Origin of the sequence: Mycobacterium neumannii (genome assembly GCF_002245615.1) — a bacterium.
GTDB classification, from domain to species: Bacteria; Actinomycetota; Actinomycetes; order Mycobacteriales; family Mycobacteriaceae; genus Mycobacterium; species Mycobacterium neumannii_A.
In genome coordinates this window covers 1-23116 of the sequence record NZ_NKCO01000023.1, presented here as the reverse complement: position 1 = coordinate 23116, position 23116 = coordinate 1, and the positions used below count along the sequence as shown (strand labels likewise).

Below are 23116 nucleotides of genomic sequence, written 5' to 3'. Positions count from 1 at the left end.
TCGTTCTGTAACGTGTTCTATAGTCAGCGGCCATGAAGACCAAGGGCGCGCTGCTGTGGGAGCTCAACTCACCGTTCCGCATCGACGAGATCGAGATCGGTGACCCCGTCGCCGACGAGGTACAGATCCGCCTGCACGCCGCGGGCATGTGCCATTCGGACTACCACCTGACCACCGGCGCCACCCCGATCGGGCTGCCTGCGCTCGGCGGACACGAGGGCGCCGGCGTCATCACCAAGGTCGGCAAGAACGTCACCGGCCTCGAGGAGGGCGACCACGTCATCCTCGCGTTCATCCCGGCGTGCGGGCAATGCGCACCGTGCCTCAAGGGCTACCGCTCGCTGTGCGACCGCGGCGCGGTATTGCTCGGCGGCAAGGCGATCGCCGACGGCACCTCCCGGGTGCATGCCGGTAGCACCGAGGTCTCGCCGATGAACCTGCTCGGCACCTTCGCGCCGCACATGACGGTGCACAAGGACTCCGTCGTCAAGATCGACAAGGACATTCCGTTCGAGTCGGCCGCCCTGCTGGGCTGCGCGGTTCCGACGGGCTTCGGGTCGGCCACCAACGTGGCCGAGGTCAACCCGGGTGAGACCGTCGTGATCGTCGGCGTCGGCGGCATCGGCATGAGCGCACTGCAGGGCGCGGTCATCGCCGGGGCCCGCCACGTGGTCGCGATCGACCCGAACGAGTGGAAGCGCGAACAGGCGATCAAGTTCGGCGCCACCCATGTCTACCCGTCGATGGCCGAGGCGATCGCACCGGTCATCGACCTCACCCACGGCGTGATGGCCGACAAGACGATCATCGCCGTCGGGGACATGAAGGGCGAGTACATCGAAGAGGCACTGACGCTGACCACCAAGACGGGCACCTGCGTCGTGACGGGCATGGGCTCGATGATGGACGTCGACGTCAAGCTCAACCTGTTCCTGTTCACGATGTTGCAGAAGACGTTGAAGGGCAACATCTTCGGCGGTGGCAGCTCGCACATCGAGACCCCGAAACTGGTCGGCCTGTACAAGTCGGGCTTGCTGAACATCGACGACATGGTGACCAGGACCTACCGCCTCGAGGACATCAACTCCGGCTATGCGGACATGCTCGACGGCAAGAACATCCGCGGCGTCGTCACCTACGACGAGGCGGACTGGTAACCAACCGGTCCAGCACCGCGTTCAGAACCTCGTCGAACGCCCGAAGCTGTTGTGGTGTCAATCCCTCGAACACCGTGCTGCGCACGAGTTCTGCGTGCCCCGGAGCAGCCCTCTGCAGCGCTCCGAGCCCACCGTCGGTGATCGACACGCTGGCGCCCCGCCGGTCGTCGTCGCTGCCGTGCCGCTCGAGCAGTGCGCGCCCGCGCATCCGCCGCAGCTGGTGTGACAACCTGCTCTGCTCCCACCCGAGCGTCTCGGCCAGGTCGTTGATGCGCTGCGGACCGCGCTCGTTCAGCGCGACGAGGACCTCGTAGTCCGCCAGCGACAGCTCGCAGTCACGTTGCAGTTGCCGGTGCATGGCCGTCTGCAGACGGCTCGTGACTGACAGGTACTTCCGCCAGACCTCTTGTTCGCGCCTCGTCAGCCACACGGAATACATGACACATCATCTATGTTGTCGCGTCCAGTAGCCCCATTTAGGCTGGGCGCCGAGCGAGAGGTAAGCCATGACCGCCCCCACCGTCGACATCCGCAGGGCAGACAGCCGCGCGAAGACCGCGATCTCCTGGCTGGACTCCAAGCACTCGTTCTCCTTCGGCAGCCACTACGAGCCGGACAACACCCATCACGGCCTGCTGCTCGTCAACAACGACGACCGGGTAGCGCCGGGTACCGGATTTGATACCCATCCGCACCGGGACATGGAGATCGTCACCTGGGTCTTGCGCGGATCGCTGGTGCACCAGGACTCCACCGGCCACTCCGGCGTGATCTATCCCGGCCTGGCGCAACGGATGTCGGCCGGCCGCGGCATCCTGCACTCCGAGAAGAACGACTCGTGGACCTTGACGGGCACCGAATCCCACAGTGAGCCGGTGCATTTCGTCCAGATGTGGGTGATCCCTGACGAGTCGGGAATCGACCCCGGCTATCAGCAACTCGAGATCGATGACGAACTGCTGCGCGGCGGTCTGATCACGATCGCCAGCGGCATGCCTGAACACCGGAACCAGACCGCAATCTTCATCCGCAACAAGTACGCCGCCCTACACGGCGCGCGGATGCAGGCCGGTGACAGCGTCGAGTTGCCCCACGCCCCCTATCTCCACCTGTTCGTGCCTCGCGGCGAGGTCACGCTCGAGGGCGCGGGCCCCCTGGGTGAGGGCGACGCGGTTCGTTTCACGGGTACGGGTGGCCAGCGCGTCACCGCCGCGACGTCGGCCGAAATTCTAGTCTGGGAGATGCATGCGAGTTTGGCTGCGGCTTAACGCGATCGCCTGCATCGCAGGTGTGATGCTGGCGACGGGCTGTTCGTCGGATTCAGGGCGCGCACCGGCGCCGGACCCGTCCCCGAGTGAACCCTCGGCCACCGCGGAAGCGACCTCGGACCTGTCCGAGGTGACCGTCACCGTCGACCCGGCCCTGGCGCAGGCGCCGTTCAATGAGCCGCGTCAGGCGCTCGTTCCCGCCGGTTGGTCGATGGCGGTGTGGGCGCGCGTTCCGAAGGCCAGGCTGGCCGCGTGGGCACCCGACGGCGCGCTTCTGGTGTCGCAGCCCAGCACGGGCGAGGTGTTGCGGCTGCAGCCCACCGATGCGCAACCTCGCCAGTCGACCCTGCTCTCAGGACTCGACCAGCCGCATGGGCTCGCGTTCGCAGGTGACACGCTCTACGTCGCCGAAAGCGACCAGGTCGACGCCTACACCTACGCCGACGGCGCGGCCACCGATCGGCGCACCGTGGCGGCGGATCTACCCGACGCGGGAAGTCCGGACCTGCGCGGCGCGTATGCCCACGCCCTCAAATCAGTCGCGATCGGCCCCGACGGCAGCGTCTACTTCTCGATTGGCTCGACGGGCAACATCACGGCCGCCGATCGCGACGCCGATCCGCCGCGCGCCACGATCATGCGGGTCGCGCCGGGAGGTGGCCCCGCCGAGCCGTTCGCGACCGGGGTCCGCAACGGGACCGGCCTGGCGATCGCGCCGGACGGAGCGGTGTGGACCGCGGTCAACAACCGCGACAACGTCGCCGACCCGCAGACCGGCCAGGTCCGCCAGGATTACGTCAGCCTGCATCCGCCGGAATCGGTGGCGCGACTGACACCCGGCCGCGAACTGGGCTGGCCCTTCTGCAATCCCGACGGTGGGCCGGCGCGGCTGCCGTTGATCCGCGACGTACAGACGAACGCCGACGGCAGCCGCCTCGACTGTGCGGCCCTGCCGCCGATCGAACAGAGCCTCGGCGCACATGCCGCCCCGCTCGGGATGAGCTTCACCGACGGCGCGTTACCGGCCCCGTACTCCAGCGGCGCCCTCATCGGCGTGCACGGGTCATGGAACCGCGAGCCGCCGTATGCCCCCGAGGTGGCGTTCTTCGGCTGGCGCAACGGCGAACTCGCCGACAAGCAGACGCTGGTCGGCGGGTTCCAGTCCGAAGACGGCTCGCGGTGGGGCCGACCGGTCGCCGCGGTGGTCGGGCCCGACGGCGCCGTCTACATCACCGACGACTACGCCGACGCGGTCTATCGGTTGGCCCCGCCGGGGCGTTAGCGCGTTCTCGGCGCTCCCGTGCCCCGCCGTCCGGTGATCGCCACGTAGATGCCAATAAGGATGATGGCCACTACCAGCCCGATGACGAATGGGATCGGGGAGAACATCTTGTCCCCGGTGCCGAACATCTCATTCGAAATCCACGAGCCGAGCAGGGCTCCCACTGCACCGAGCAGCACGGTGATGAGAACACCGATGTTCTGCTTACCGGGCAGAATCAGGCGCGCCAGTGCGCCGAGGATTGCGCCGACGACAAGCGCAACGATGATCGTCCACATATGTGACTCCTTCGGTTGGCGGCACTATGTGCCGCTAAGCACACAGTGCCCGTCTTGAGCGGTTCGTAACCCCTTGGTTCGACCCTCCGCTCTTCTCCGGGTGCGTGGCCGCACACCAATGATTTGACTCCTGCGGGACCTTCCATGGCGCCGGAGCATCGAATCGCGACCCGCCAGCAACGCAACCGTGATGTAACTGCGACATATGTTGACAGTGGGACTGTAGTGAATAATGTGGTATTCGTTCCTCCGCCAACATCAAAGGGGCCTCGCGTGTCGGCGCGACCAGCAAACATCAGACGCTTCGCGGCATCGGCCACGGCACTGTTGCTGTGCGCGGTGCTGTCTGCGGTGTTGTCCATGGCCCCCGCCGCCAATGCCGCCGGCGCACGCGAGAAGCTCGCCACCGCGATCGCCAACACCCGAGGGTCCTATCTCGTCTACAACTTCGGCGGTGGCCATCCCGCCCCGATGCTCAACGCGGGCGGCGGCTGGTACGAGACCACCAGCGGCGGGCGTCTGATGATCATCAAGGCGGCCTCCACCCGGCTTGCGCCGCGACTGCTGGTCGACTCGCACCGGGGTTATCAAGCCCGTTGCGAGCGCGATCCCCGCGCCCGCACCGGGGAGGGGCTGTTGCAGGCGTCCGAGATCTTCACTCCGCTGCAGGCCTGGCAGGCGCTCGGACAGCCGACGATCGCGATCAACGCCAACTTCTTCGACGTGCGCGGCCAACGAGGCGGCTCGTGGAAGTCCACCGGATGCAGTTCACCGTTGGGCGCCTACGTCGACAACACCCGCGGCCAGGGTAAGGCGAACATAGCGGTGACCGGCACCGTCGCCTATGCGGGTAAACAGGGGTTGTCCGGCGGCAACGAGCACTGGAAAGCGTTGTCCACCATGATCCTTCCCGTGGGCGGTGCGCCGTATGTGGTGCCGCCTGCCAGTCCTGACGACTACGACGCGGCCTCGCCGGTGGTGCAGCGGCTGGTCGACGAGGGCGCGCGGTTCGTCGCGGTCGCCGGTATCGGTCTGCTCGCGCCGGGTGACACCGGTCAGCTCAACGACGGCGGACCGAGTGCGGCGCGCACCGCGCTCGCGTACTCCAAGGACAAGGACGAGATGTACGTCTTCCAGGGCGGGAGCTACACCCCCGACCAGATTCAGGACCTGTTCCGCGGGTTGGGCAGTGACACCGCGATCCTGCTCGACGGCGGCGGCTCGTCATCGATCGTGCTGCGCCGCGACACCGGCGGTATGTGGACCGGCGCGGGCGTGCCCCGCGGATCCTGTGACACCCGGCAGGTGCTGTGCGATTCGCGCGAACGCGGACTACCGAGCTGGCTCGCGTTCAATTAGGTCGTTCGCATCAGGCCGCAGCGCTGCCGGACCCCTCGCCGGATGCGCCGGAGGTGGTGCCGGACGTGCTGCTGCCGGCATCACCGCTGGTCACGCTCGGAGAGTCGTTGTCCGGCTTGGCATGTCGCGGTGAGGATCCCGGTACCGCCTTGACCGGCTCACCGTTGTCGGGCTTGGCGTGCTTCGGGCCGGACTTGGCGCCCGTGTTCGGGCTGAACTTGTTGCCCGGCTTGTAACCCTTCTTCGACGTGTCACCGTCCTTACCGCCGGTCTTCGTTTCGCCGGTCTTCGTCTCATCGGCGGTGGTCTTATCGGCAGGGGTCTCGGCGGTCTTGGAGGCCTCGGTCTTGGTGCCCGTCTCGCTCACCGTGATTTCGCCGTCGTCCTCGGCGGGTTTCACCCCCTCGGTCACGGTCTCTTCGGCGACGCCCCCTTCCTCGGCCGGCTTCTGAACGACGACTTCGTCTTTAAGCTTGTCTGCGACCACTTCGTCTGCAGCCTGGCCTGCGACGACTTCGTCGAGCGCTTCCTCGCCCTGCGGTTCGTCGGTCACGAGGGTGAGCATCCGCGCGCCGGAATCGGGCAGGTCGGTCGGCGAAGGTAGTTCGCCTGCCTCCTGCGCGGTGTTCGGGAGGATATCCTCGGTGGCCGCTTCGAGCGCCTCGTCGACGATGTCGGTCAGCACACTGGTTGGCGTTGTGCCCCAGAGGGATCCGCCGGTGAGGAACCTGAGCAGACTGGTCAGGACGTTCGGCGTGCCCACCGTCGGGTTGTCGCTGAAGAACTCCTTGAATATGCCCTGGACCAACTGGTTGAAGATGACGCCCGGAACCTGGGCCCAGTCGACATTCGGGAACGACATGAACGGCGTCGGGTCGCCGGCCTCGTCCAGTGACCGCTCGTAACCGCCGGTCTGCGGGTTGTAGTAGACGTCGGTGTAGCCGAGGTTCACCAGGCTGGTCAACGCCGGTGCAAGCGCGTTGGCCACCATGCTGAACGGGTTGTAGCGCGCGACCCCTCCGAGAGTGACGAGGTTGAGCACGTCGGCGGCAAGGTACAGCGGCTCGAGCAGCGGCAGGGTCGCCGAGCGCAGCGTGAGATAGAGGTTGACCGCGAGCGGATCGCCGTCCCGGATGCGCTGCGCGAGATCGTCGAGCTCCAGTAGCTGCTGGGGGTCGAGCGTGACGCCGCGAAGCATATAGGTCGGAAGCAGGCCTGCAAACAGGTTGTTGGCCAACGAGAATGGGTTCGGCCACGCGGCGAAGTCACTCAGCATGTCGTACTGGACCGTCGCGTCGAGCTTGATCGGGATCAGGTTCGCGCCGCCGACGGAAAGGCCGGTGCCGGGCAGCGGGATGCCCCCGCTGTAGGAGGCTTCGGTCTCCGGCGTGACCGTCTTGATGCCCGCCAGGCCGAACAGAGGATAGAAGCGAGCGAACATTCCGCCGTTGGCCCGCCCGGGATTGCGCAGCAGGATCATCGGGAGGATGGTGATGCTGCCCAGGAGCGGATGCTCGGCGGCGTTGTCCCCGCCCGGTTGATTCACCAGGTCGGCGACGATCCGCTCGTATGCCGCCCCGGCGGAGAAGGCGCCGAGCCCCATGCTCAGGACCACCGGCACCCGGACCTCGACGGCGTCGATGTCGGGGATGGGGATGTTGAGCAGGTCCAACACCGGGTTCAGGATCTCCAGCTCGCGCAGCACTGACTCGAGGCTGACTTCCACGTCGAGGTATGGGGTCTTGTTGACCTCCTCGGCGATGGCGCGCGGCAGGCCGGGCACCCAACCGAGGTCGACTCCCAACAGCTTGAGCACGGTGAACACCGGGCCCGCGGTGATCACGTTGACCGGTCCGGGCAGGTTGGAGAGGTTGAACGGATCGCTGAGGTCGAGGCCGAGCAGGCCGAACAGGCCGCCGATGGTTTCCGGCAGCGAGCCTGCCAGCAGGTTGCTGAGCTGCTGTTCCACGCCGGGGGTGAGTATCCCAAGGGGATCGATGAGTGCGCCCACGACTCCCGGTACGTCGATCGGTATCGCGCCGACAACGTCAGCGAGCAAACCTGGCGGTATCTCGCCCAGCACCCCGCCGAGCAGGTTGTTCAGCACCGACTCCGGGTCGGCGCCGGCCGCCTGTGCCAGCACGGCGAGGTTGAAGTTCTCGACTACCAGCCGGATCAGCACCTCTGCGGCGACCTGGCCGAGGTCGTAGACCGCCGGACCGAGGCCGAACGTGAGGTCGGGGATCTCATCGGGCCCGGGCCACTGATTCACCGCCGCGGCCAGGTTGACGTGGGTATCTACTAGAGTCTTCGCGTCGTCGCTCGGCTCGGGCAGGGGTGCGGCGCCGACCGTGAGCGCCGTGGCCGTCGCAGTGGCCGCGCCGATCGCCGCGATTTTCGTGGAGGGGCGGCTGCGTTTGCCATGCCTGCCGTGTCTGCCAGCCACTGATCCGGTCCTTTCGAACGAAACAGCAATTTACGTGACCGTAACAGGCAGGCTCTCACGAGACTACAATTTGAGCAAATTTGTTTGCTCGGTAAATAAGTTACCTTATCGAAATAGATGCGTCAGCCAGCGCATTCGCTCTAGAACCCGGCGAGGGCGCTGCGCGCCGCCACCGATGTTTGCCGTGTGTAACCGCCGCCGAACAACACGACGTGGGCTAACAGCGGATAGAGCTGATGCAATCCGACTCGGCCGCACCATCCCGCCCGCAACTCCCGCACGGATTGGTAGCCGTCGATCACCTCGTCGAGGTGGGGACAGCCGAACAGCGCGAGCATTGCCAGATCGGTCTCACGGTGACCGCCGTGGGCGGCGGGGTCAATCAGCACCACGCCGTCCGGTGTCCACATCACGTTGCCGCTCCACAGATCGCCGTGCAGGCGGGCGGGCGGATCGTCGTCGTCGAAATCACCGTCTTCGCACCTGGCCATCACCGTGTTGACCGCCGCGCGGCACTCCACGTCCAGTTGATCCGCCGCGGCGCGTGCCATCGGCGCCAACCTCTCGCGTGCATAAAAGGTGCCCCAGCGCTCATGCCCCGTCAACGACATGGGCAGCGGATCGTGCATCGGCCCGAAGAACCCTGGCCCTTCCCATCCGTCCGGCGCGGCCCCGAACGCCGCGGCTCCGGCATCGTGCGTGCGCGCGAGTCGGCATCCGAACTCGCGCGCCGCGGATCGGGACGGTGCGACGCTCTGCAGTTCTTCCAACGTGAGGCTAGTGTCGCCGTAACCGAGCACAGCTGCACACGGAACACCGTCCTCGACGGCCGAAAGCCATTGCAGCCCAGCGGCTTCACACGCGAAGAAGCTCACAGGCGCAGAGGCGTTGCGCTTGACGAACTCCCTCATCGGTCAGGGCTGACCGGACACCCGGCGCAGCACTGCGTCGCGCACGCGCGTCGGCAACTTCGGAACCACGGCCACCTGCAGCTTGGGCCCCAGCCCCACCACATAACGAGGTCGCGGGCGGCGCGCGGTGAGCGCCTCCTCGACCACGACGGAAACCTTCTCGGGAGGAACGGCCATCCGTTGGGCGACCGGCACCATCTTCTTCATTCCCGCGATGTGTTCGGCGTACAGCGCGCGGTGCTCCGGAGAAAGGGCGGCCTCGGCTTCGACCACCATGGTGTCGGCGGTACGCCACATGTCGGTGTCGGTCTGCGCCGGCTCCACGATGACGACCGGTATCCGCCACGGCTGCAACTCCATCCGCAACGCGTCGGCCGCGGCCTCGAGCGCGAACTTGCTCGCGGCGTAGGCTCCGAGCAACGGCATCGACACCCTGCCGTTCACGCTGGAGATGAACACGATCCGGCCGCGCGCTTCCCGCATCCGTGGCAGTACCGCCCGAGTGACGGCGAGCTGGCCGATCACGTTGACCTCCAACTGCTTTCGCCATTCGTCGGACGTCACCGCCTCCATGGGGCCGCTGACGACCACCCCGGCGTTGTTGACGACAGCGTCCAATCGATCAGGCAAGACGTCGGCCAACGCGGCGATCTGGCCGGCGTCGGTGACGTCGAGGAGTACCGCCGAGATCCGGTGCGGATCCAGCGCGGTGACCGCCTCGACGTCCGTCTCGGTGCGGACACCGGCGATCACCTGCCAACCACGGGCGGCCAGGTGCTCGGCGATGGCCCTGCCGATTCCCCGTGACGCGCCGGTGACGAGTACCGAAGGCATGCGGCAAGCCTAGCGGCCGCGCCTGTCCCCGACCCAGAACAAGATCCCGCTGAGCGCCACCATTGCCGCGGCCAGTCCGATGATCGGCGCGACCGTGAAGCGGGTCATCGTCGCTCCCACGACCGCCCCACCGCACATCGTCAGAACCACGCTGTAGCGCAACTTCTCCCGTTCACCGGTGCCGCCGGCCAACCGGCTGTCGAAGCCGATCCGCACGATGGTCGTCGTCAACACCGTCGTCGACAACTCCTGGATGCCGAACTGCTGGGCGCTGGAATTCTGAACGCCGAACGCCACGGCGAGCCCGGCGATGAGGAGCAGTTTCGTGTTGTCCTGATAGTCGAGCACGCCGGTCCCGGCGAGCACCGACAGGGCCGCAAGCAGCACGACCTCGAAGGTCATGGTGATCGACAGCCAACGGCGGACATCGGTGCCGAGGTGTCGGGTGAACCGGCCACTGGCCACCGCGCCCGCGACAAAGCCGGCGAACGCGACCAGCGCGGCGGTCACGTCCACCCCCGAGTGCGGCACCAGCCAGAAACCCAGGAAGATCACGTTGCCGGTCATGTTCGCCACGAACACGTGGCCGAGCTTGAGGACGCTGACCGCATCGACCAGACCGGTCGCGAACGTCAACAGCAGTAAACAGGTGATCGTCAATCGTTCTGAGACAGGGGATTCGACAACCACGCGTCAACTTCCCGACTACAGCTGCGGTGTCAGGTCCAGCGACGTGATGGTCGACATGTTCGTGATCAGCCACTTCGCATCGCGGCGTTCCATCGTCAACCGGTAGGACAGGTAGCGCAGCGAGGGGATGTTCTTGCTCATCGGGCTGGTCGCCACCGAGTTGGTGTAGACGATCGCGGTGGCCTCGTCGGGGGTCAGCGTCTCCACCGCCGCGCCCATTACCTGCGTGGTGTTGGTGACCTGCGCCTGTTTGTTCGTCGCGACGATCGCGTCGATGTACTTGCGGTATTCGTAGGCGAAGTCGCCACCGAGGAACGCCGCCGACCGCTCCGGCAACGTCTCCATGTTGTCCGGCGTGTAGGTCCACAGCGTGGAGATCGCACTGGCGGCGGTGCGAGCGACGTCGAGTTTGGTGTTGATCTCGGCTCGCTCCGACAAGTAGGGCTGCAGGGTCGACGCGGCGAACGCGGCCGCACCGACGAACAACACGGCGGCCGCCACCATCGCCGCGATGAGCCGCTTGCCCGCGGGCCGGTGCGGGACGAAGCGCACCTCCTGTGGCACGACAGCGGGCTCGTCGCTTGGGTCGGGCTCGACGGCTTCGGTCTCGGCAGCTTCGGGTTCTGTGGCGACCAATTCCGAGGCGACCGTTTCCGTTTCGGCCTCTTCGGGTTCCGAGGCGGCTACCTCCTCCGCGGAAGTGTCGACGGTCTTGTCGTCCGTTGTCTCGACGCTCGTCCGTCCCCGGCGTTTCGCTTTGCCGACCGGCTGGGGTGCGGGCGTATCCGCTGCGGTCGCCGCCTCCTGCGCCGCGCCGGAATCTGCTGCGGCTTCGGCCGATTCCTTATGCCTGCGGCGGAGGAGGGACCACCGCCGCCGTCGCGGCGCCGGGGTGGATTCCGCCGAGGGTCCGGTGGTCAGATCACCTGGATCAGCTGGCTGATCTTCCACTGCTGTCCTTCCTTGATAGCCGTTGCTATCCAACGACTTCCGCTCTCGACTGTCGACTTGCCGTCCGGCCCTTTGGCGGAGACCTTGGTCGCGACCAAAATGTCGGCGCTGCCGTTGTCGTTCCACCGCTGCACACCCGCGGCCAGTACGGATCCGCTGGTGGGCTCCGCCTGCGCGACCTGGATCAGGATTTCGTTCTGCTTCTCCTTGAACGTCTTGGCGAAGTCGCCCGTACCCTGCGCCAGGATGCGTTCCACATAGGCGTTGGCGTTGAAGGGGTCCAACGACGTGTAGTCGGTCATGAACTCGCTGACGTACACCAGCGCGGCGTGGTCGTTGGCGACCGTGCGGCGATTCTTCTCGTGGCTGACCAACATCAGAGATCCCGCCGCGATCGCGCCAACCATCAGAAGTGACGCCACGGCGGCGATGATCGGCAGCCCCCAGCGGTGCGGTGGCTCCGGTTCCACCTCGAAGAAGTCCCGCTCGTCGGCGTCGACTCTGCGCCGCGGACTCATCGGCCCTGTGCAGTCATCTGCGGCCGCTTGAGCACGGTGAGGTTGGCGATGCGCCACTGGCCGTCACCTGATTTGGCGAACTCGGCCTGCACGGTGGCGGTGATGAACTTCAGCTCATTGGGGTTATCGCCCCGCTGGCCCTGGAGCGCCAGCAGCATCTCTGCGGTGTCCGGTGTCGCTTCGAGCACCGCGCTGCTGACCGCCCAGTACTCGTTGGAGGTGACACCTGCGCTCTGTCCGGCCTTCTGCTGCTCGATCAACTGCTGCCGGTAGCCGTCGGTGGTCAGCGATTGGGCCCGCTTGAAGTCCTGCTGCATGGTGTCGCTCTTGAAGCTCAGCATCTGCTCGACAATCCGCGGGCCCTGTTCGGCGATCTGCTGTCTGGTCTGCTCGACCGCACGCTCGTGTCGGTACACCACCAAGTAGTTCACTGCGACGGCCGTCGCGCAGGCCAGCGTGGCGGCAATCAGCACGACAGCGGTGAGCTTGCGGACGTTGCGCTCCGGCGGCGGCACCGGACGCACCTCGGTGCGCAGCAGGAGGTCGGCGAAGGTGCGGCGGCGCCGATCCCACAGCGGCCACAGCCACCCGATGAACAATGCTGCGGTATCGAGCAGGTGTGCGACGTCGCGCAGCAGCAGACGCCACACTCCCGGCGGCGAACCGTCGCGCTTCTCAACCGCGATACCGAAGACGGCACGCCCCAGCGAGAAACCCAGGACGGTCGGCAGTACGAGGCGATTGACCGCCATCGTCAGCACGACCATCCCCATCGCCACCAGATATCCCCACCACAGCGGGCTGCGCTGCGGTGCGGTGAGCGACACCAGCGCCAGCGTCGTCACCACGGCGAGCCCGATGAGGACGTCGACGGCGAATGCGCCGGCCCTCGCCGACCAGGGCGCTGTCGGCTCGTCGACGGCCACGTCGGTGCCCGTCGAGTCCGGAGGCGCTTCGATCAGGGACGTCACGAGGTGACCTGGTCGAGTTTGGCGATCTTGTAGGAGCCTTCGTCGTCGGGCGCCATCTTCACCCGCAGGCGATATCCCTGCTCCTGATCGGCGATGTCGGAGTTGGTCACCTTGACCCGCACCGCGACCAGGACGTCGAACGTTCCGTCGTCGTTGTGCTTCTCCACGGCGGCACGCATATCCGATACCTGCACCTGGACCTGAGCCGCCTGATAGGCCTCGGCCAGCACGCCGGCGTACAGCGAGGACTGCACGGCGAAGTCACCCGTCGAGCATTCGATGATCTTGGACTGCGCGGCCGTCATGGCGGCGGTGTCGGGAGCGTGCGTCGCCGACACGCAGTCCTTCGCCGCCTGCACAGCGGCGGCCTCGGCGCGGTCGGCGGCCGCGACCTTCTGATCGTTGCGGAACAACAGGTATCCCGCGACGCCGCCTGCGCCGGCCAACAGCACCAGCGCTGCGCAGATGCCGGTGGCCATCCCGCGCCCGATCCTGGACGGGCGGCGAGGTGCGGCCTCATGTTCTACGGTGTCCGGGTCCTGCGCGGGTGCGCTGTCTGCAGATACTGCTAACGGCTCCTCTGGCGTCTCATCAGCATCGGTGGGGTTCAGCCGGCGGGTGCCAGCATCTCCTTCCATCCGTCATCTCCTGGGTTGCTCGAGTTGCTGACGTTGTATCTCACGCCGTCGGGTCCGACCACCTGCCCGCCGGCTGGGCTGTAGACCGCTGAGGAACCGGGTGGCCCTGGTGCCGGAGTGTAGATGCACGGGTTGGGTTGCTGTCCACTGCAGGTCACGCTGCCCTGTCCCGGCGGGGACAACGGGTCGCTGACCGGCGCTGTGACCCGGGGCGGCGGCAGGTCGCCGGCCGGTGCCGGGTTCATGCCGTTGTTGATCGAGGGGGCTTGGATCACACCACGCCCGGGGTTCACGCCCTGGTCGCAGCGCGCTCCCGGCGCCGGGCACGACAGGACCTGGTTCGGGTCGCCGTACCACGGGTTGGTCCCCAGCGGCACGTACGGTTCGTCGCTGCGGCACTCCTGCGGGGTGGCCGCTCGCTTACCCGGCACGTCGACGCACGGATAGTTGCGGGCTCCGCGAACCACGTTGGCCTGAAAGTCTTTCGGAATCTTGCAGTACGTGCCCTTGGGCAGCGGCGCCATCGAGACGTCGGCCGGTGCGCGCCATTCGGAGGCGGGTAGAAAGCCGGTCAGACACGGCGGGGGCTGGTTGATCGACAACGCCAGCGGCAACTGGCCGACGTCTTCGAACAGCAGACCCGCCTGGGCGACCGATGAACCCTGCGGCAACATCACCAGGACCTGTTCGAGCCCTTTGTGGTACCGCTTGAGCATGTCGATGACGATCGTCAGGTTCGCCAGCGTCTGCGGAAGCGACTCACGCACCCCACCGAAGACCGCGTTGACCTGATCCAGCGTCGGCGCGGCCTGCTGCAGCCCACTGCGCAATGCCGGATCCTGCTCGGCGGCCTGCGCGGCGATCACGTTCAGATTGCGCGACCACTGCTCGATGTTGTCACCGGACTGCACCTGGCTGTCCAGGATCGGCCCGACGTTCTCGATGATGTCGTTGACCTGCGGCAGGTTCTGCTGAAAACCCTCCGCGATATGGGTCGTCGAATCCACCAACCGCTGCAGCGCAGGACCCAAACCACCGACCGCCTCCGAGGTTTCGGTCAGTAGCCTGTCGATCTTCTCCTTCGGCAACACCGCAAGACCCCGGTTCGCCGCATCCAGGGCCGGGCCCACCTCGCTGGGCACCGTGCTCTCGGTGATCGTCGAGCCCGGCGCCAAATACTGGCCGGGGCTCCCCGTGGAGACCAGGTCCAGGTACTGCTCGCCGATCGCCGACACCGAATGCACGTTCGCCGTCGCATCAGCGGGAATCTTGTAGCGATCCTCAATCATCATCACGGCCACCGCACCGCGCTCGGTCGGCTCCACCGAGGTGACCTTGCCGATCTGGGTGCCGCGGTAGGTGACGTTGGCCGTCGCATACAGACCACCCGAACGCGGCAGCTCAGCCCGCAGCTCGTACTGCCCGATCCCCATCAGCGACGGGATGCGCAGGTAGTACCACCCCAGCACCACCAACGCGACCACGGTCAAGATCACGAACAACACCAGCTGAATCTTGATGAACCTGGTCAGCATGACTCATCACCCCACCCTTGAACCGTCGCAGCGGTGAGCGCCGAATGCGTGCACCGTCCCCAAGACATCGGTCCTCGCCCGGTCACGCCGACCAGTGTTGGCGCTAGGACGACTGGCCATCTCAGCTGGCGGGTGCCAGCATCTCCTTCCACCCGTCATCTCCGGGTGTGCCCGTGTTGTTGACGTTGTACTTCACGCCATCCGGGCCGACGATTTGACCGCTGGTCGGACTATAGACCGCTGAGGAACCGGGCGGACCCGGCGCCGGGGTGTAGACGCACGGGTTGGGCTGCTGCCCACTGCAGGTCACGCTGCCCTGTCCCGGTGGAGTGAGCGGATCACTCACCGGGGCAGTCGAATTCGGCGGCGGCAGGTCGCTGGCCGGTGCCGGGTTCCTACCGCTGTTGACCGACGGCGCCTGCATTACCCCGCGCCCGGGGTTCACCCCCTGGTCGCAGCGCGCTCCCGGCGCCGGGCACGACAGAACCTGGTTCGGGTCGCCGTACCACGGGTTGGTCCCCAGCGGCACGTACGGTTCCTCGCTGCGGCACTCCTCCGGCGTGGCCGCGCGCTTACCCGGCACGTCGACGCACGGATAGTTGCGTGCACCGCGAACCACGTTGGCCTGGTAGTCCTTCGGGATCTTGCAGTACGTGCCCTTGGGCAACGGCGCCGGGCTGGTGTCGGCCGGTGAACGCCATTCGGAGGCCGGCAGAAAGCCGGTCAAACACGGCGGGGGCTGGTTGATCGACAACGCCAGCGGCAACTGGCCGAGGTCTTCGAACAGCGTGCCGGCCTGATTCATTGCCGCGCCCTGGGGCCAGACGACAAGGACCTGCTCGACGCCCTTGTTGTAGCGCTTGAGCATGTCGATGACGATCGTCAGATTCGCCAGCGTCTGCGGAAGCGACTCACGCACCCCACCGAAGACCGCGTTGACCTGATCCAGCGTCGGCGCGGCCTGCTGCAGCCCACTGCGCAATGCCGGATCCTGCTCGGCGGCCTGCGCGGCGATCACGTTCAGATTGCGCGACCACTGCTCGATGTTGTCACCGGACTGCACCTGGCTGTCCAGGATCGGCCCGACGTTCTCGATGATGTCGTTGACCTGCGGCAGGTTCTGCTGAAAACCCTCCGCGATATGGGTCGTCGAATCCACCAACCGCTGCAGCGCAGGACCCAAACCACCGACCGCCTCCGAGGTTTCGGTCAGTAGCCTGTCGATCTTCTCCTTCGGCAACACCGCAAGACCCCGGTTCGCCGCATCCAGGGCCGGGCCCACCTCGCTGGGCACCGTGCTCTCGGTGATCGTCGAGCCCGGCGCCAAATACTGGCCGGGGCTCCCCGTGGAGACCAGGTCCAGGTACTGCTCGCCGATCGCCGACACCGAATGCACGTTCGCCGTCGCATCAGCGGGAATCTTGTAGCGATCCTCAATCATCATCACGGCCACCGCACCGCGCTCGGTCGGCTCCACCGAGGTGACCTTGCCGATCTGGGTGCCGCGGTAGGTGACGTTGGCCGTCGCATACAGACCACCCGAACGCGGCAGCTCAGCCCGCAGCTCGTACTGCCCGATCCCCATCAGCGACGGGATGCGCAGGTAGTACCACCCCAGCACCACCAACGCGACCACGGTCAAGATGGCGAACAGCACCAATTGGAACTTGATGAATCTGGTCAGCACGGGTCATTCACCACGTTCCACCAACGGACCGTTCGGAGCGTTGTGCGGGTTCGGGGTGAACCTCACATCCGGGATCATCGTCGCCGGATCACGACCCCAGGCCTGCTCGAGTGCACGCAGCATGCCCGAGACTCCGGTGCCGGACAGGATGCCGTTGTCGACCGCGGACAGTGTCAGGTCGACCATCAGCGACACGTTGAGGTAGTCGCCACGCACGACCTTCGGCACGTTCTCGATCGAGAACGGCGCGGTGAGCATCAACTTCAGCGCTCCGATCAGGTACGGCGAAGCCCGGCCCAGTTGCTTGAGCGGTCGCTGCAGGGCGGCCAGGTTTCTGTTCAGGTCGTCGCTGGCCGGTCCCAGGTAGTCGTTGGTCGCCCGGCTGATGCGCCCGAGCGCCTCGACGGCGTCGGCGAACAGGTCGCGGGTGTCCGCGAAATGCTTTATCAGCGGCGGGAACTCGGTCAGGACGCGGTCGAGGGTGTCGTTGCGCTGCGCGACGACCGACAGCAACCGGTCGGTGGAATCGATCGCGCGGGTGATGTCCTGGCGCTGCTTGTTCAGTTCGTCGGTGAACGTGTCCAGCTTGTTCAGGAACTCGCGGATCTGGTCGGCCCGACCGTTGAGCACGTTGAAGATCTCGGTCTGGATGACCTCGAGGTTCTGCACTCCGCCGCCCTGCAGGATGGACGCGATGCTGGCGAGCACGCGTTCGGTGGAGGGGTAGGCCGACGCATTCGCGAGTGGGATGGTGTCGCCGTCGCGCAACGGTTCCGGTGACGGGTTCGGCGGGGGTTCCAACTCGACGTGCTGTGAACCCAAGAGGCTGGTTTGGCCGATGCGGGCCAGTGCGTTCTTGGGCAACTCGATGTCGGGCTGCAGATCCAGGGTCAGCGTCGCGACCCAGTTCTTCAGTTCGATGGCACGGACGCGGCCGACATAGACGTCGGCCACGCGCACGCGGCTGTTGACGTTGAGCGCCAAGGTGTCCGGCATCTGCACGTAGATGGTCGTGCTGTCCGGGCCCGTGCCCGGGCCGCCCGGCAGCGGCACGTTCGCGATTCCCTTCCAGGAACTGCACGAACTGAGCACCAGCGCGATCGCGCTCAGTGCGATGGCGCGACGGGCGAACCTTCTCCACTTGTGCGCGATCATCATCTACCTGCCTCTGCTGGTAGCGGTGGTCCCGCAGGCGCTGGGGCGGCGGGGGCAGGCGCGGGGCCTGCCAGTGGCGACCCACCCGGATCGCCCGGGATCACACCGGGCGCCGGCGGCGGTGGCGGACCGGGCTGCGGGTACCACGGTGGGGGCAGCGGGTTGTTCTGGTCGAACGCATTCGGCGGGCCGGGCAGGTTGCCGTCGCGGGTGGTGCCGAATGCCGGCGGCGCCCCCGGGACCGCGCAATCGGGCCCGCCCAGCAGTTCCGCGAGGCACTCCGGGGTCATCATGTTGGCCGTGAAGGGTTGCACGTCGACGCCCTGCATGCCCGGCGCGGCGACCCAGCCCGGTTCGTGGTTGCCGTGCGAGAACAAGGTGTCGCGCGACCAGATGCCCGGGACAGTGGTGTCCTTGTATCCCGGATGCGGCTGCAGCCGCGGCTCGGAGTACGCGATGTGCTTGGGCAGCGTCATCGCCGAGGCGAACTGGTTCACGCCGAACGGCGGGAAGTTGAACTTGATCGCGTCGAGGATCGGCGCCAGGTACTGCGCACACATCTCCGCCGACTCCTGATACCCCAGTCGGCTACCCGCTTGGATCGAGCTGCAGACGAACTGCAGCGGGTTGGCGAAGTTGTTGATGACGGGGATGCCCATGACACCACCGGTGACCGGGGAGACGATGTTCATCAGGTTCGCCCCGAGGTTGGGGAACACGTGCAGCGCGGTCTCCAGGCCGTTGCGCGGCTCGGGCTGAAGGATCGCGTTGGTCACGTCGGCCAGGTTGTTGATGTCATGGGTCAGCACCTCGGCGTTCTCGTCGAGGAACGCCCGCGTGGTGGTCAACAGCTGGTCGAGGTCCTGCAGCGCGTTGGCGACCTCCCGGTCGGTGTTGGTGAACGCGTTCGTGAACTCGGCGAGGTCGTTGTTCAGGGCGACGAACTGCTGATCGCTCTGGTGCAGCGCATTGACGAACAGCGCCAGGCTCTTGACGACGCCGAAGAAGTCGTCGCGGCCCTCGTTCAGCGCGAACAACGCCTCCGAGAGGTTGTTCAGCGTCGCGTTGAGTTGCTTGCCCTTCCCGGCGAAGCCGTCGGCGGCCGACTCGATGATGTCGCCGAACGGACCCTTCGGTTGTTCCGGTGTCGGACCCAGATCGGTCAGGATGCGGTTGATCGAGTCGCGCAGTTCGTCGTACTCGACCGGCACCTGGGTGCGGTCGATCGGGATGGTCGCCCCGTCCTCCAGCACCGGCCCGCCGGTGTAGGGCGGGGACAACTGGATGTTGCGCGACGCCACCAGGCTCGGGTTCAGGATCGACGCGGTCGCGTTGGCGGGCACCTTGAACTTGTTCTCGTAATGGAACGTGACCTTCATGCGGTCGCCCGCGGGCTGGATCGAGTCGATCTGCCCGACCTGCACACCCATGATCGTCACCTTGTCGCCGGGATACAGCGCAAGGGTGTCGCTGAAGTAGGCGGTGACGGCGTTGGTCGTCAGCTTCTTGTACAGGTTGTAACCGACGAAGGCGGCCACCAGCGCCAGCACCACGATCAACGCGCCGATGATGACGGTCGCGCGGGAAACCGCGGGCAGCTTCAGGTTTCGGACGTTGAAGATCGTCGACATCTGCTAACCCCCTAACCCTGCTGCGATCCCGGCGGAAGGAACGGTGGATTCCCTGGAAGCGGCGGCTGGCCCGCGGGTGCCAGCTGTTGTCCTGGTCCCGGCACCGCAGGCGCGGGCAGCGCCGGTGGCAGCGGGGCGATACCGGGGGTGAAGTCCGGCGGTTGCGGGGGCATCGGGCCGACGGGCACGGTGCGGGCACCCGGCGGTGCGGGCGGAAGCTGGCCGTGCGCACCGGGCACGTTCGGCGGGATCTGGCCCGGGATGGCCGCGGCGGGCACACCCGGCGACGGCTGCGGACCGTGCACGTTCGGATCCGAGGTCGCCACGTTGGGCGGACCGTATACGGGTCCACCGAACGGACCCACGGAAAGGTCCGCACACGGCAGTGGGTCGCCGGGCCGCGGAAGACCGTCGGCCGGTGGCGTATACGAACAAGGCGATCCCTTCAGCACACCGGGTCCCGGGTTCTCCGGGGTGCCCTCGAGCACGGCGGGTCCCGGCGGCGGGGCGCCGTTCTCGAAGCCCTGCGCGTTCGGGTCCGGGAACCGCCACGCGGGCAGGCCCGCATCGCGCCAGAACTTCTCCGGGTCGATCCCGCGCTTCTTGAAGGCGGCGTCCACGAACGGCTGCAGGATCTGGCCCGGGAGCAGGTTGACGAGCATCACCTTGAAGTACGGACCCGATGCGACCGCTTCACCCAGCGACGCCACGAAGCTGGCGGTGGTGACGAGCGTGTCCATCAGGTCGAATCGGCGCTCCTTCAACACGTCGCTGACGACGCGCAACTGTTCGAGCACCCTGTTGAGGTTCGGGTTGTCGTCGATGAAGCCCTTGACCTGTTCGGAGAACGCACCGACCCGCTCGAGCAGCATGCTGACCGCGTACTGGCGCTCGTTGATGGCGCCGAGCAGCGTCTGGGCGTTGACCAGCAGACGGTTGATCTGTTCGCTGCGGCTACCGAGAATGCCTGCGATCTTGTTGGCGTTGGCCAGCAGCTTCTTGATGTCCTCATCGCGCTTGCCGATGGTGTCGGAGAAGCGGGCCACCCCGTCGAGCGCGGCGCTCAGGTGCGGATAGGTCTGGTCGATGGTCTCCGAGAGCACGTTCAGCGATTCGCGCACCGTCTGGGTGTCCCAATCGGAAGCAGCCTTGGTGACGTCGAAGAACGCGTCGTAAATCTGATACGGCGTCGTGGTCTGGCCGAGCGGAAGCACGCCGTTGGCACGCAGCGGATCGGATCCGCGCGGCTCGATCTCGATGTTGCGGCGGCCGAGGATGGTGTCGGTGCGGATCGCGGCGCGGCTGGCCGTGCCGATCTGCGTGCCGTCGAGCGAGAAGCCGATCCTGACCCTGTCGCCCGCGATCTCCATGTCGCGCACGAGGCCGACGTCGACGCCCGCGATGCGCACCTTGTCGCCCTTGGTGATGCCGCCGGTGTCGGAGAACTCCGCGTAATAGGTGGGTGTCGCGAACAGCATGGGCACGCTGGCGAAGCTCTGCCCCACCCCGATCACGATGATCAGGATGATGATGCCCATCAGGCCACCACGGACCCGGTTCGACCCTTCGAGCGTCCTCATTGCGGCGTGCACCTACCCGACGGCTGGCTGAACAGTTTGACAGTCCGGACGGGGCCACCCGGCTGGAGCCCGTTGAGGCGAAGCGAGATGTCGCAGGCGTAGAAGTTGAAGAAGTCGCCGTAGATGCCGCCGGCGCGCCCGATGATCTTGAACGCCGTCGGCAGCCTGGTGAGGATGTCGTTCAACTGCTCCCTCTGGTCCACCAGCGGCTGCTGCACGGCCTCGAGGTGACCGACGGTGCTCTGCAGCAGCGGCCGGTTGTCGGCGAGCAGATCGGCGACGGTTCCCGCCGCGTCGCTGATGTCGGCCACCGAGCTGGCGACCGGATCCGCGCGGTTCTTCAAGCCGGTGATCAGCTTTTCGAAGTCCTGCACGGTCTGGTCCAACTCCGACTGGTGCCTGACGGTGGTGTCCAGCACGGTGTTGAGGTTCCTGATGACCTCGCCGATGGCCTGGTCACGGTCGGCCAGCGCCGAGGTCAGCGAGGCCGTCTGGTCGAGGATGTCGTTGATGGTGCCGCCCTGACCCTGGAAGACGGTGATGATCGAATGGGCGATCTCGTTGACCTTCTCGGGATCCAGCGCCCGGAACACCGGCCGGAACCCGCCGATCAGCGCGTCGAGATCCAGCGCGGGATGGGTGCGCTCGATCGGGATGGTGGCGCCGGCGGGCATCCGCTTGTCACTGTCGCCGCGCTTGAGTTCCAGGTACCGGTCGCCGATCAGGTTCAGATAGCGCACCGAGGCGGTGGTGCCCTCGAACAAGGGCAGCGACCGGTCGACGTCGAACTCGACCTTGGCCTGGGTACCGCCGTTGGTCAGCTCGACCTTCGACACCTTGCCGACCTCTACACCCGAAGCGCGGACGAACTGTCCGGAGCGAAGGCCGCTGGCGCTCGAGAAGATCGCGGTGTAGCCGGTGGTGCGGTCGAAGCGCACCTGGCCGAACACCACCACGATGATCGCGGTGAACAGCAGCAGCACCAGTGAGAAGGCGCCGAGCTTGATGGCGGTACCGGTGATTTTCATGGGTTGATCGTGTTCTCCCCGATTTGGCGACCCCAGACGTACTCGATCAGGAGCGGTTGGCCCAACTCGAAGTGGTTGTACGGCGCGATCGACGCACCGGTGTCCATGACCAGGTACGGCGCCGGCCACAGATCACGCGTGATCGGCTGCCAGCAGCCGGGCCGGCCTTCCGGACCGCCCTTGGCGTTCACGCGGGGCAGGTTGTCCGGGTACACCCACGGGTTGCCGGCGCCCATCAACTCCGACAGCGTCCTCAGCGAGTAACCATTGCCGCCGAGCGACGCCGCGACCTTGGGCTCGGCGTCGTGGTAGTTGCGGATCATGCAGTACAGCGCGGGGCTGTACTCGTCGAGCAGCTCGGAGGTGATGACGAGGTCCTCGGCGCCTCGCAGCAGGTATGGGCCCCCGCGCTCGAAGACGTCGCCGCCAGTATTGCCGAACCCGACGGCGGCCATCAATGCCTGGTCGATGTTGCCCTGCTGCTCGTTGAGCGTGCGAGCGGTGGTGACCGCGTTCTCCAACCCGTCGAACAGGTCGGGCGCCGCGTCGGCGTACACCTCGCCGAGGTCGGCCAGCAGCCGGTTGTCCCGCGCGAGCTCGGGCATCCTGGCGTTGACGTCGGTGAGGATCTCGTTGCCGTTGATGATCGACTGGCCGAAGCGATCGCCCAGCCCGTCGAGCGCCTCCGCCGTCGCGCTCAGAGTCTGGTTCAACTTGATCGGGTCGACCTGCTCAGAGAGCGACACGACCGTTTCGAACAAGGTGTTGAACTCCGTCGTCACGGTGGTCACGTCGATCACGTCCGACGACGTGATGCGTTGCGATGTCGGGTTTTCCGGCGACGAGAAGTTGATGTACTTGTTGCCGAACACGGTGGTCGCATCGATGCTGGCGTCGACGTTCTTCGGGATCAACTCGAGGTATTTCGGGTCTACGTCGAGCAGGATCTTGGCCTTCGGCTCATCGCCGACGTTGACGGCTTGGACATCGGCCACTCGGCCGATCTCGACGCCGTTGAAGGTGACCTTGGCGCCGGGATCCATGGACAGGCCCGACCGCGCGGAGATGATCGTCAGCTGTTCGCGCGGCAGGAAGTCGCCGCGGAACTGCATGTACACCAGCACCAGCCCGACGACTGCCAGCAGGCTCAGCACCAGACCGGCCAGCTTGTAGCCGTCTCCTATACACACCTGACGC

Annotated in this window: 21 protein-coding genes; 4 read left to right on the top strand and 17 right to left on the bottom strand. The window is 66.4% G+C overall.

The features are described 5' to 3' along the window. Nucleotides 1-32: 32 nt before the first annotated feature. Nucleotides 33-1157, top strand: a complete 1125-nt coding sequence (locus CEX88_RS21155) for an NDMA-dependent alcohol dehydrogenase (RefSeq protein ID WP_094294988.1) — start codon at nt 33-35, stop codon at nt 1155-1157. On the opposite strand, the gene CEX88_RS21150 is transcribed toward CEX88_RS21155, so the two are convergent. Further along, a complete protein-coding gene (locus CEX88_RS21150; RefSeq protein WP_094294987.1) occupies nt 1132-1596 on the bottom strand; it encodes a MarR family winged helix-turn-helix transcriptional regulator in 465 nt (154 codons plus the stop codon). The two genes, CEX88_RS21155 and CEX88_RS21150, sit on opposite strands and share 26 nt — an antisense overlap. A 67-nt stretch (nt 1597-1663) precedes the next feature. Between CEX88_RS21150 and CEX88_RS21145 the strand changes: the two genes are divergently transcribed. Then, a complete protein-coding gene (locus tag CEX88_RS21145) occupies nt 1664-2425 on the top strand; it encodes a pirin family protein (protein WP_094294986.1) in 762 nt (253 codons plus the stop codon). Beyond that, the gene (locus CEX88_RS21140; protein WP_094294985.1) at nt 2403-3707 is read left to right on the top strand and encodes a PQQ-dependent sugar dehydrogenase; all 1305 of its coding nucleotides are present in this window, start codon (nt 2403-2405) and stop codon (nt 3705-3707) included. The genes CEX88_RS21145 and CEX88_RS21140 overlap by 23 nt, the downstream gene beginning before the upstream one ends. On the opposite strand, the gene CEX88_RS21135 is transcribed toward CEX88_RS21140, so the two are convergent. Continuing rightward, nucleotides 3704-3985 carry a GlsB/YeaQ/YmgE family stress response membrane protein gene (locus tag CEX88_RS21135; RefSeq protein WP_064427698.1) on the bottom strand — a complete coding sequence of 94 codons (282 nt, stop codon included), beginning with the start codon at nt 3983-3985 and terminating at the stop codon, nt 3704-3706. The two genes, CEX88_RS21140 and CEX88_RS21135, sit on opposite strands and share 4 nt — an antisense overlap. Nucleotides 3986-4258: 273 nt before the next feature. Between CEX88_RS21135 and CEX88_RS21130 the strand changes: the two genes are divergently transcribed. After that, the gene (locus CEX88_RS21130; RefSeq protein ID WP_238382142.1) at nt 4259-5344 is read left to right on the top strand and encodes a phosphodiester glycosidase family protein; all 1086 of its coding nucleotides are present in this window, start codon (nt 4259-4261) and stop codon (nt 5342-5344) included. 10 nt (nt 5345-5354) lie between these two features. Here the strand turns inward: CEX88_RS21130 and CEX88_RS21125 are convergent, their stop codons facing one another. The 15 genes from CEX88_RS21125 to CEX88_RS21055 form a co-directional block, all read right to left on the bottom strand. After that, nucleotides 5355-7790 (bottom strand): alpha/beta hydrolase family protein, encoded by a 2436-nt coding sequence (locus CEX88_RS21125; RefSeq protein WP_094294983.1) that lies wholly within the window; start codon nt 7788-7790, stop codon nt 5355-5357. Nucleotides 7791-7930: 140 nt separating this feature from the next. Further along, nucleotides 7931-8701 carry a fructosamine kinase family protein gene (locus tag CEX88_RS21120; RefSeq protein WP_094294982.1) on the bottom strand — a complete coding sequence of 257 codons (771 nt, stop codon included), beginning with the start codon at nt 8699-8701 and terminating at the stop codon, nt 7931-7933. Nucleotides 8702-8704: 3 nt separating this feature from the next. Further along, nucleotides 8705-9535, bottom strand: a complete 831-nt coding sequence (locus CEX88_RS21115) for an SDR family NAD(P)-dependent oxidoreductase (RefSeq protein WP_094294981.1) — start codon at nt 9533-9535, stop codon at nt 8705-8707. Nucleotides 9536-9544: 9 nt separating this feature from the next. Then, nucleotides 9545-10225 (bottom strand): YoaK family protein, encoded by a 681-nt coding sequence (locus CEX88_RS21110; protein WP_094294980.1) that lies wholly within the window; start codon nt 10223-10225, stop codon nt 9545-9547. A 15-nt stretch (nt 10226-10240) separates the two neighbouring features. Continuing rightward, a complete protein-coding gene (locus CEX88_RS21105) occupies nt 10241-11176 on the bottom strand; it encodes a prolipoprotein diacylglyceryl transferase (RefSeq protein ID WP_094294979.1) in 936 nt (311 codons plus the stop codon). Beyond that, complete coding sequence (locus CEX88_RS21100) at nt 11143-11694, bottom strand: mammalian cell entry protein (protein WP_094294978.1); 552 nt, start codon at nt 11692-11694, stop codon at nt 11143-11145. Before CEX88_RS21100 ends, CEX88_RS21105 begins: the two co-directional genes overlap by 34 nt. After that, nucleotides 11691-12665, bottom strand: coding sequence for an RDD family protein (locus tag CEX88_RS21095; RefSeq protein ID WP_094294977.1), 975 nt, complete (start codon nt 12663-12665; stop codon nt 11691-11693). The genes CEX88_RS21100 and CEX88_RS21095 overlap by 4 nt, the downstream gene beginning before the upstream one ends. Then, nucleotides 12662-13303, bottom strand: coding sequence for a hypothetical protein (locus tag CEX88_RS21090; protein WP_094294976.1), 642 nt, complete (start codon nt 13301-13303; stop codon nt 12662-12664). The genes CEX88_RS21095 and CEX88_RS21090 overlap by 4 nt, the downstream gene beginning before the upstream one ends. After that, nucleotides 13273-14838: an MCE family protein gene (locus CEX88_RS21085; RefSeq protein WP_094294975.1), complete on the bottom strand. Its 1566-nt coding sequence runs from the start codon at nt 14836-14838 to the stop codon at nt 13273-13275. The genes CEX88_RS21090 and CEX88_RS21085 overlap by 31 nt, the downstream gene beginning before the upstream one ends. Nucleotides 14839-14959: 121 nt before the next feature. Continuing rightward, nucleotides 14960-16525 (bottom strand): MCE family protein, encoded by a 1566-nt coding sequence (locus CEX88_RS21080; protein ID WP_094294974.1) that lies wholly within the window; start codon nt 16523-16525, stop codon nt 14960-14962. A gap of 3 nt (nt 16526-16528) precedes the next feature. Next, on the bottom strand, nt 16529-17680 hold the full coding sequence (locus CEX88_RS21075; protein ID WP_420799238.1) for an MCE family protein: 1152 nt from the start codon (nt 17678-17680) through the stop codon (nt 16529-16531). Beyond that, nucleotides 17680-19311: a virulence factor Mce family protein gene (locus tag CEX88_RS21070; RefSeq protein ID WP_094294972.1), complete on the bottom strand. Its 1632-nt coding sequence runs from the start codon at nt 19309-19311 to the stop codon at nt 17680-17682. Before CEX88_RS21070 ends, CEX88_RS21075 begins: the two co-directional genes overlap by 1 nt. Nucleotides 19312-19322: 11 nt before the next feature. Next, the gene (locus tag CEX88_RS21065) at nt 19323-20891 is read right to left on the bottom strand and encodes a virulence factor Mce family protein (protein WP_094294971.1); all 1569 of its coding nucleotides are present in this window, start codon (nt 20889-20891) and stop codon (nt 19323-19325) included. Beyond that, the gene (locus CEX88_RS21060; RefSeq protein ID WP_094294970.1) at nt 20888-21919 is read right to left on the bottom strand and encodes a virulence factor Mce family protein; all 1032 of its coding nucleotides are present in this window, start codon (nt 21917-21919) and stop codon (nt 20888-20890) included. Before CEX88_RS21060 ends, CEX88_RS21065 begins: the two co-directional genes overlap by 4 nt. Beyond that, entirely contained in the window at nt 21916-23109 is a 1194-nt protein-coding gene (locus tag CEX88_RS21055) for an MCE family protein (protein ID WP_094295039.1), read from the bottom strand. The genes CEX88_RS21060 and CEX88_RS21055 overlap by 4 nt, the downstream gene beginning before the upstream one ends. Nucleotides 23110-23116 lie beyond the last annotated feature (7 nt).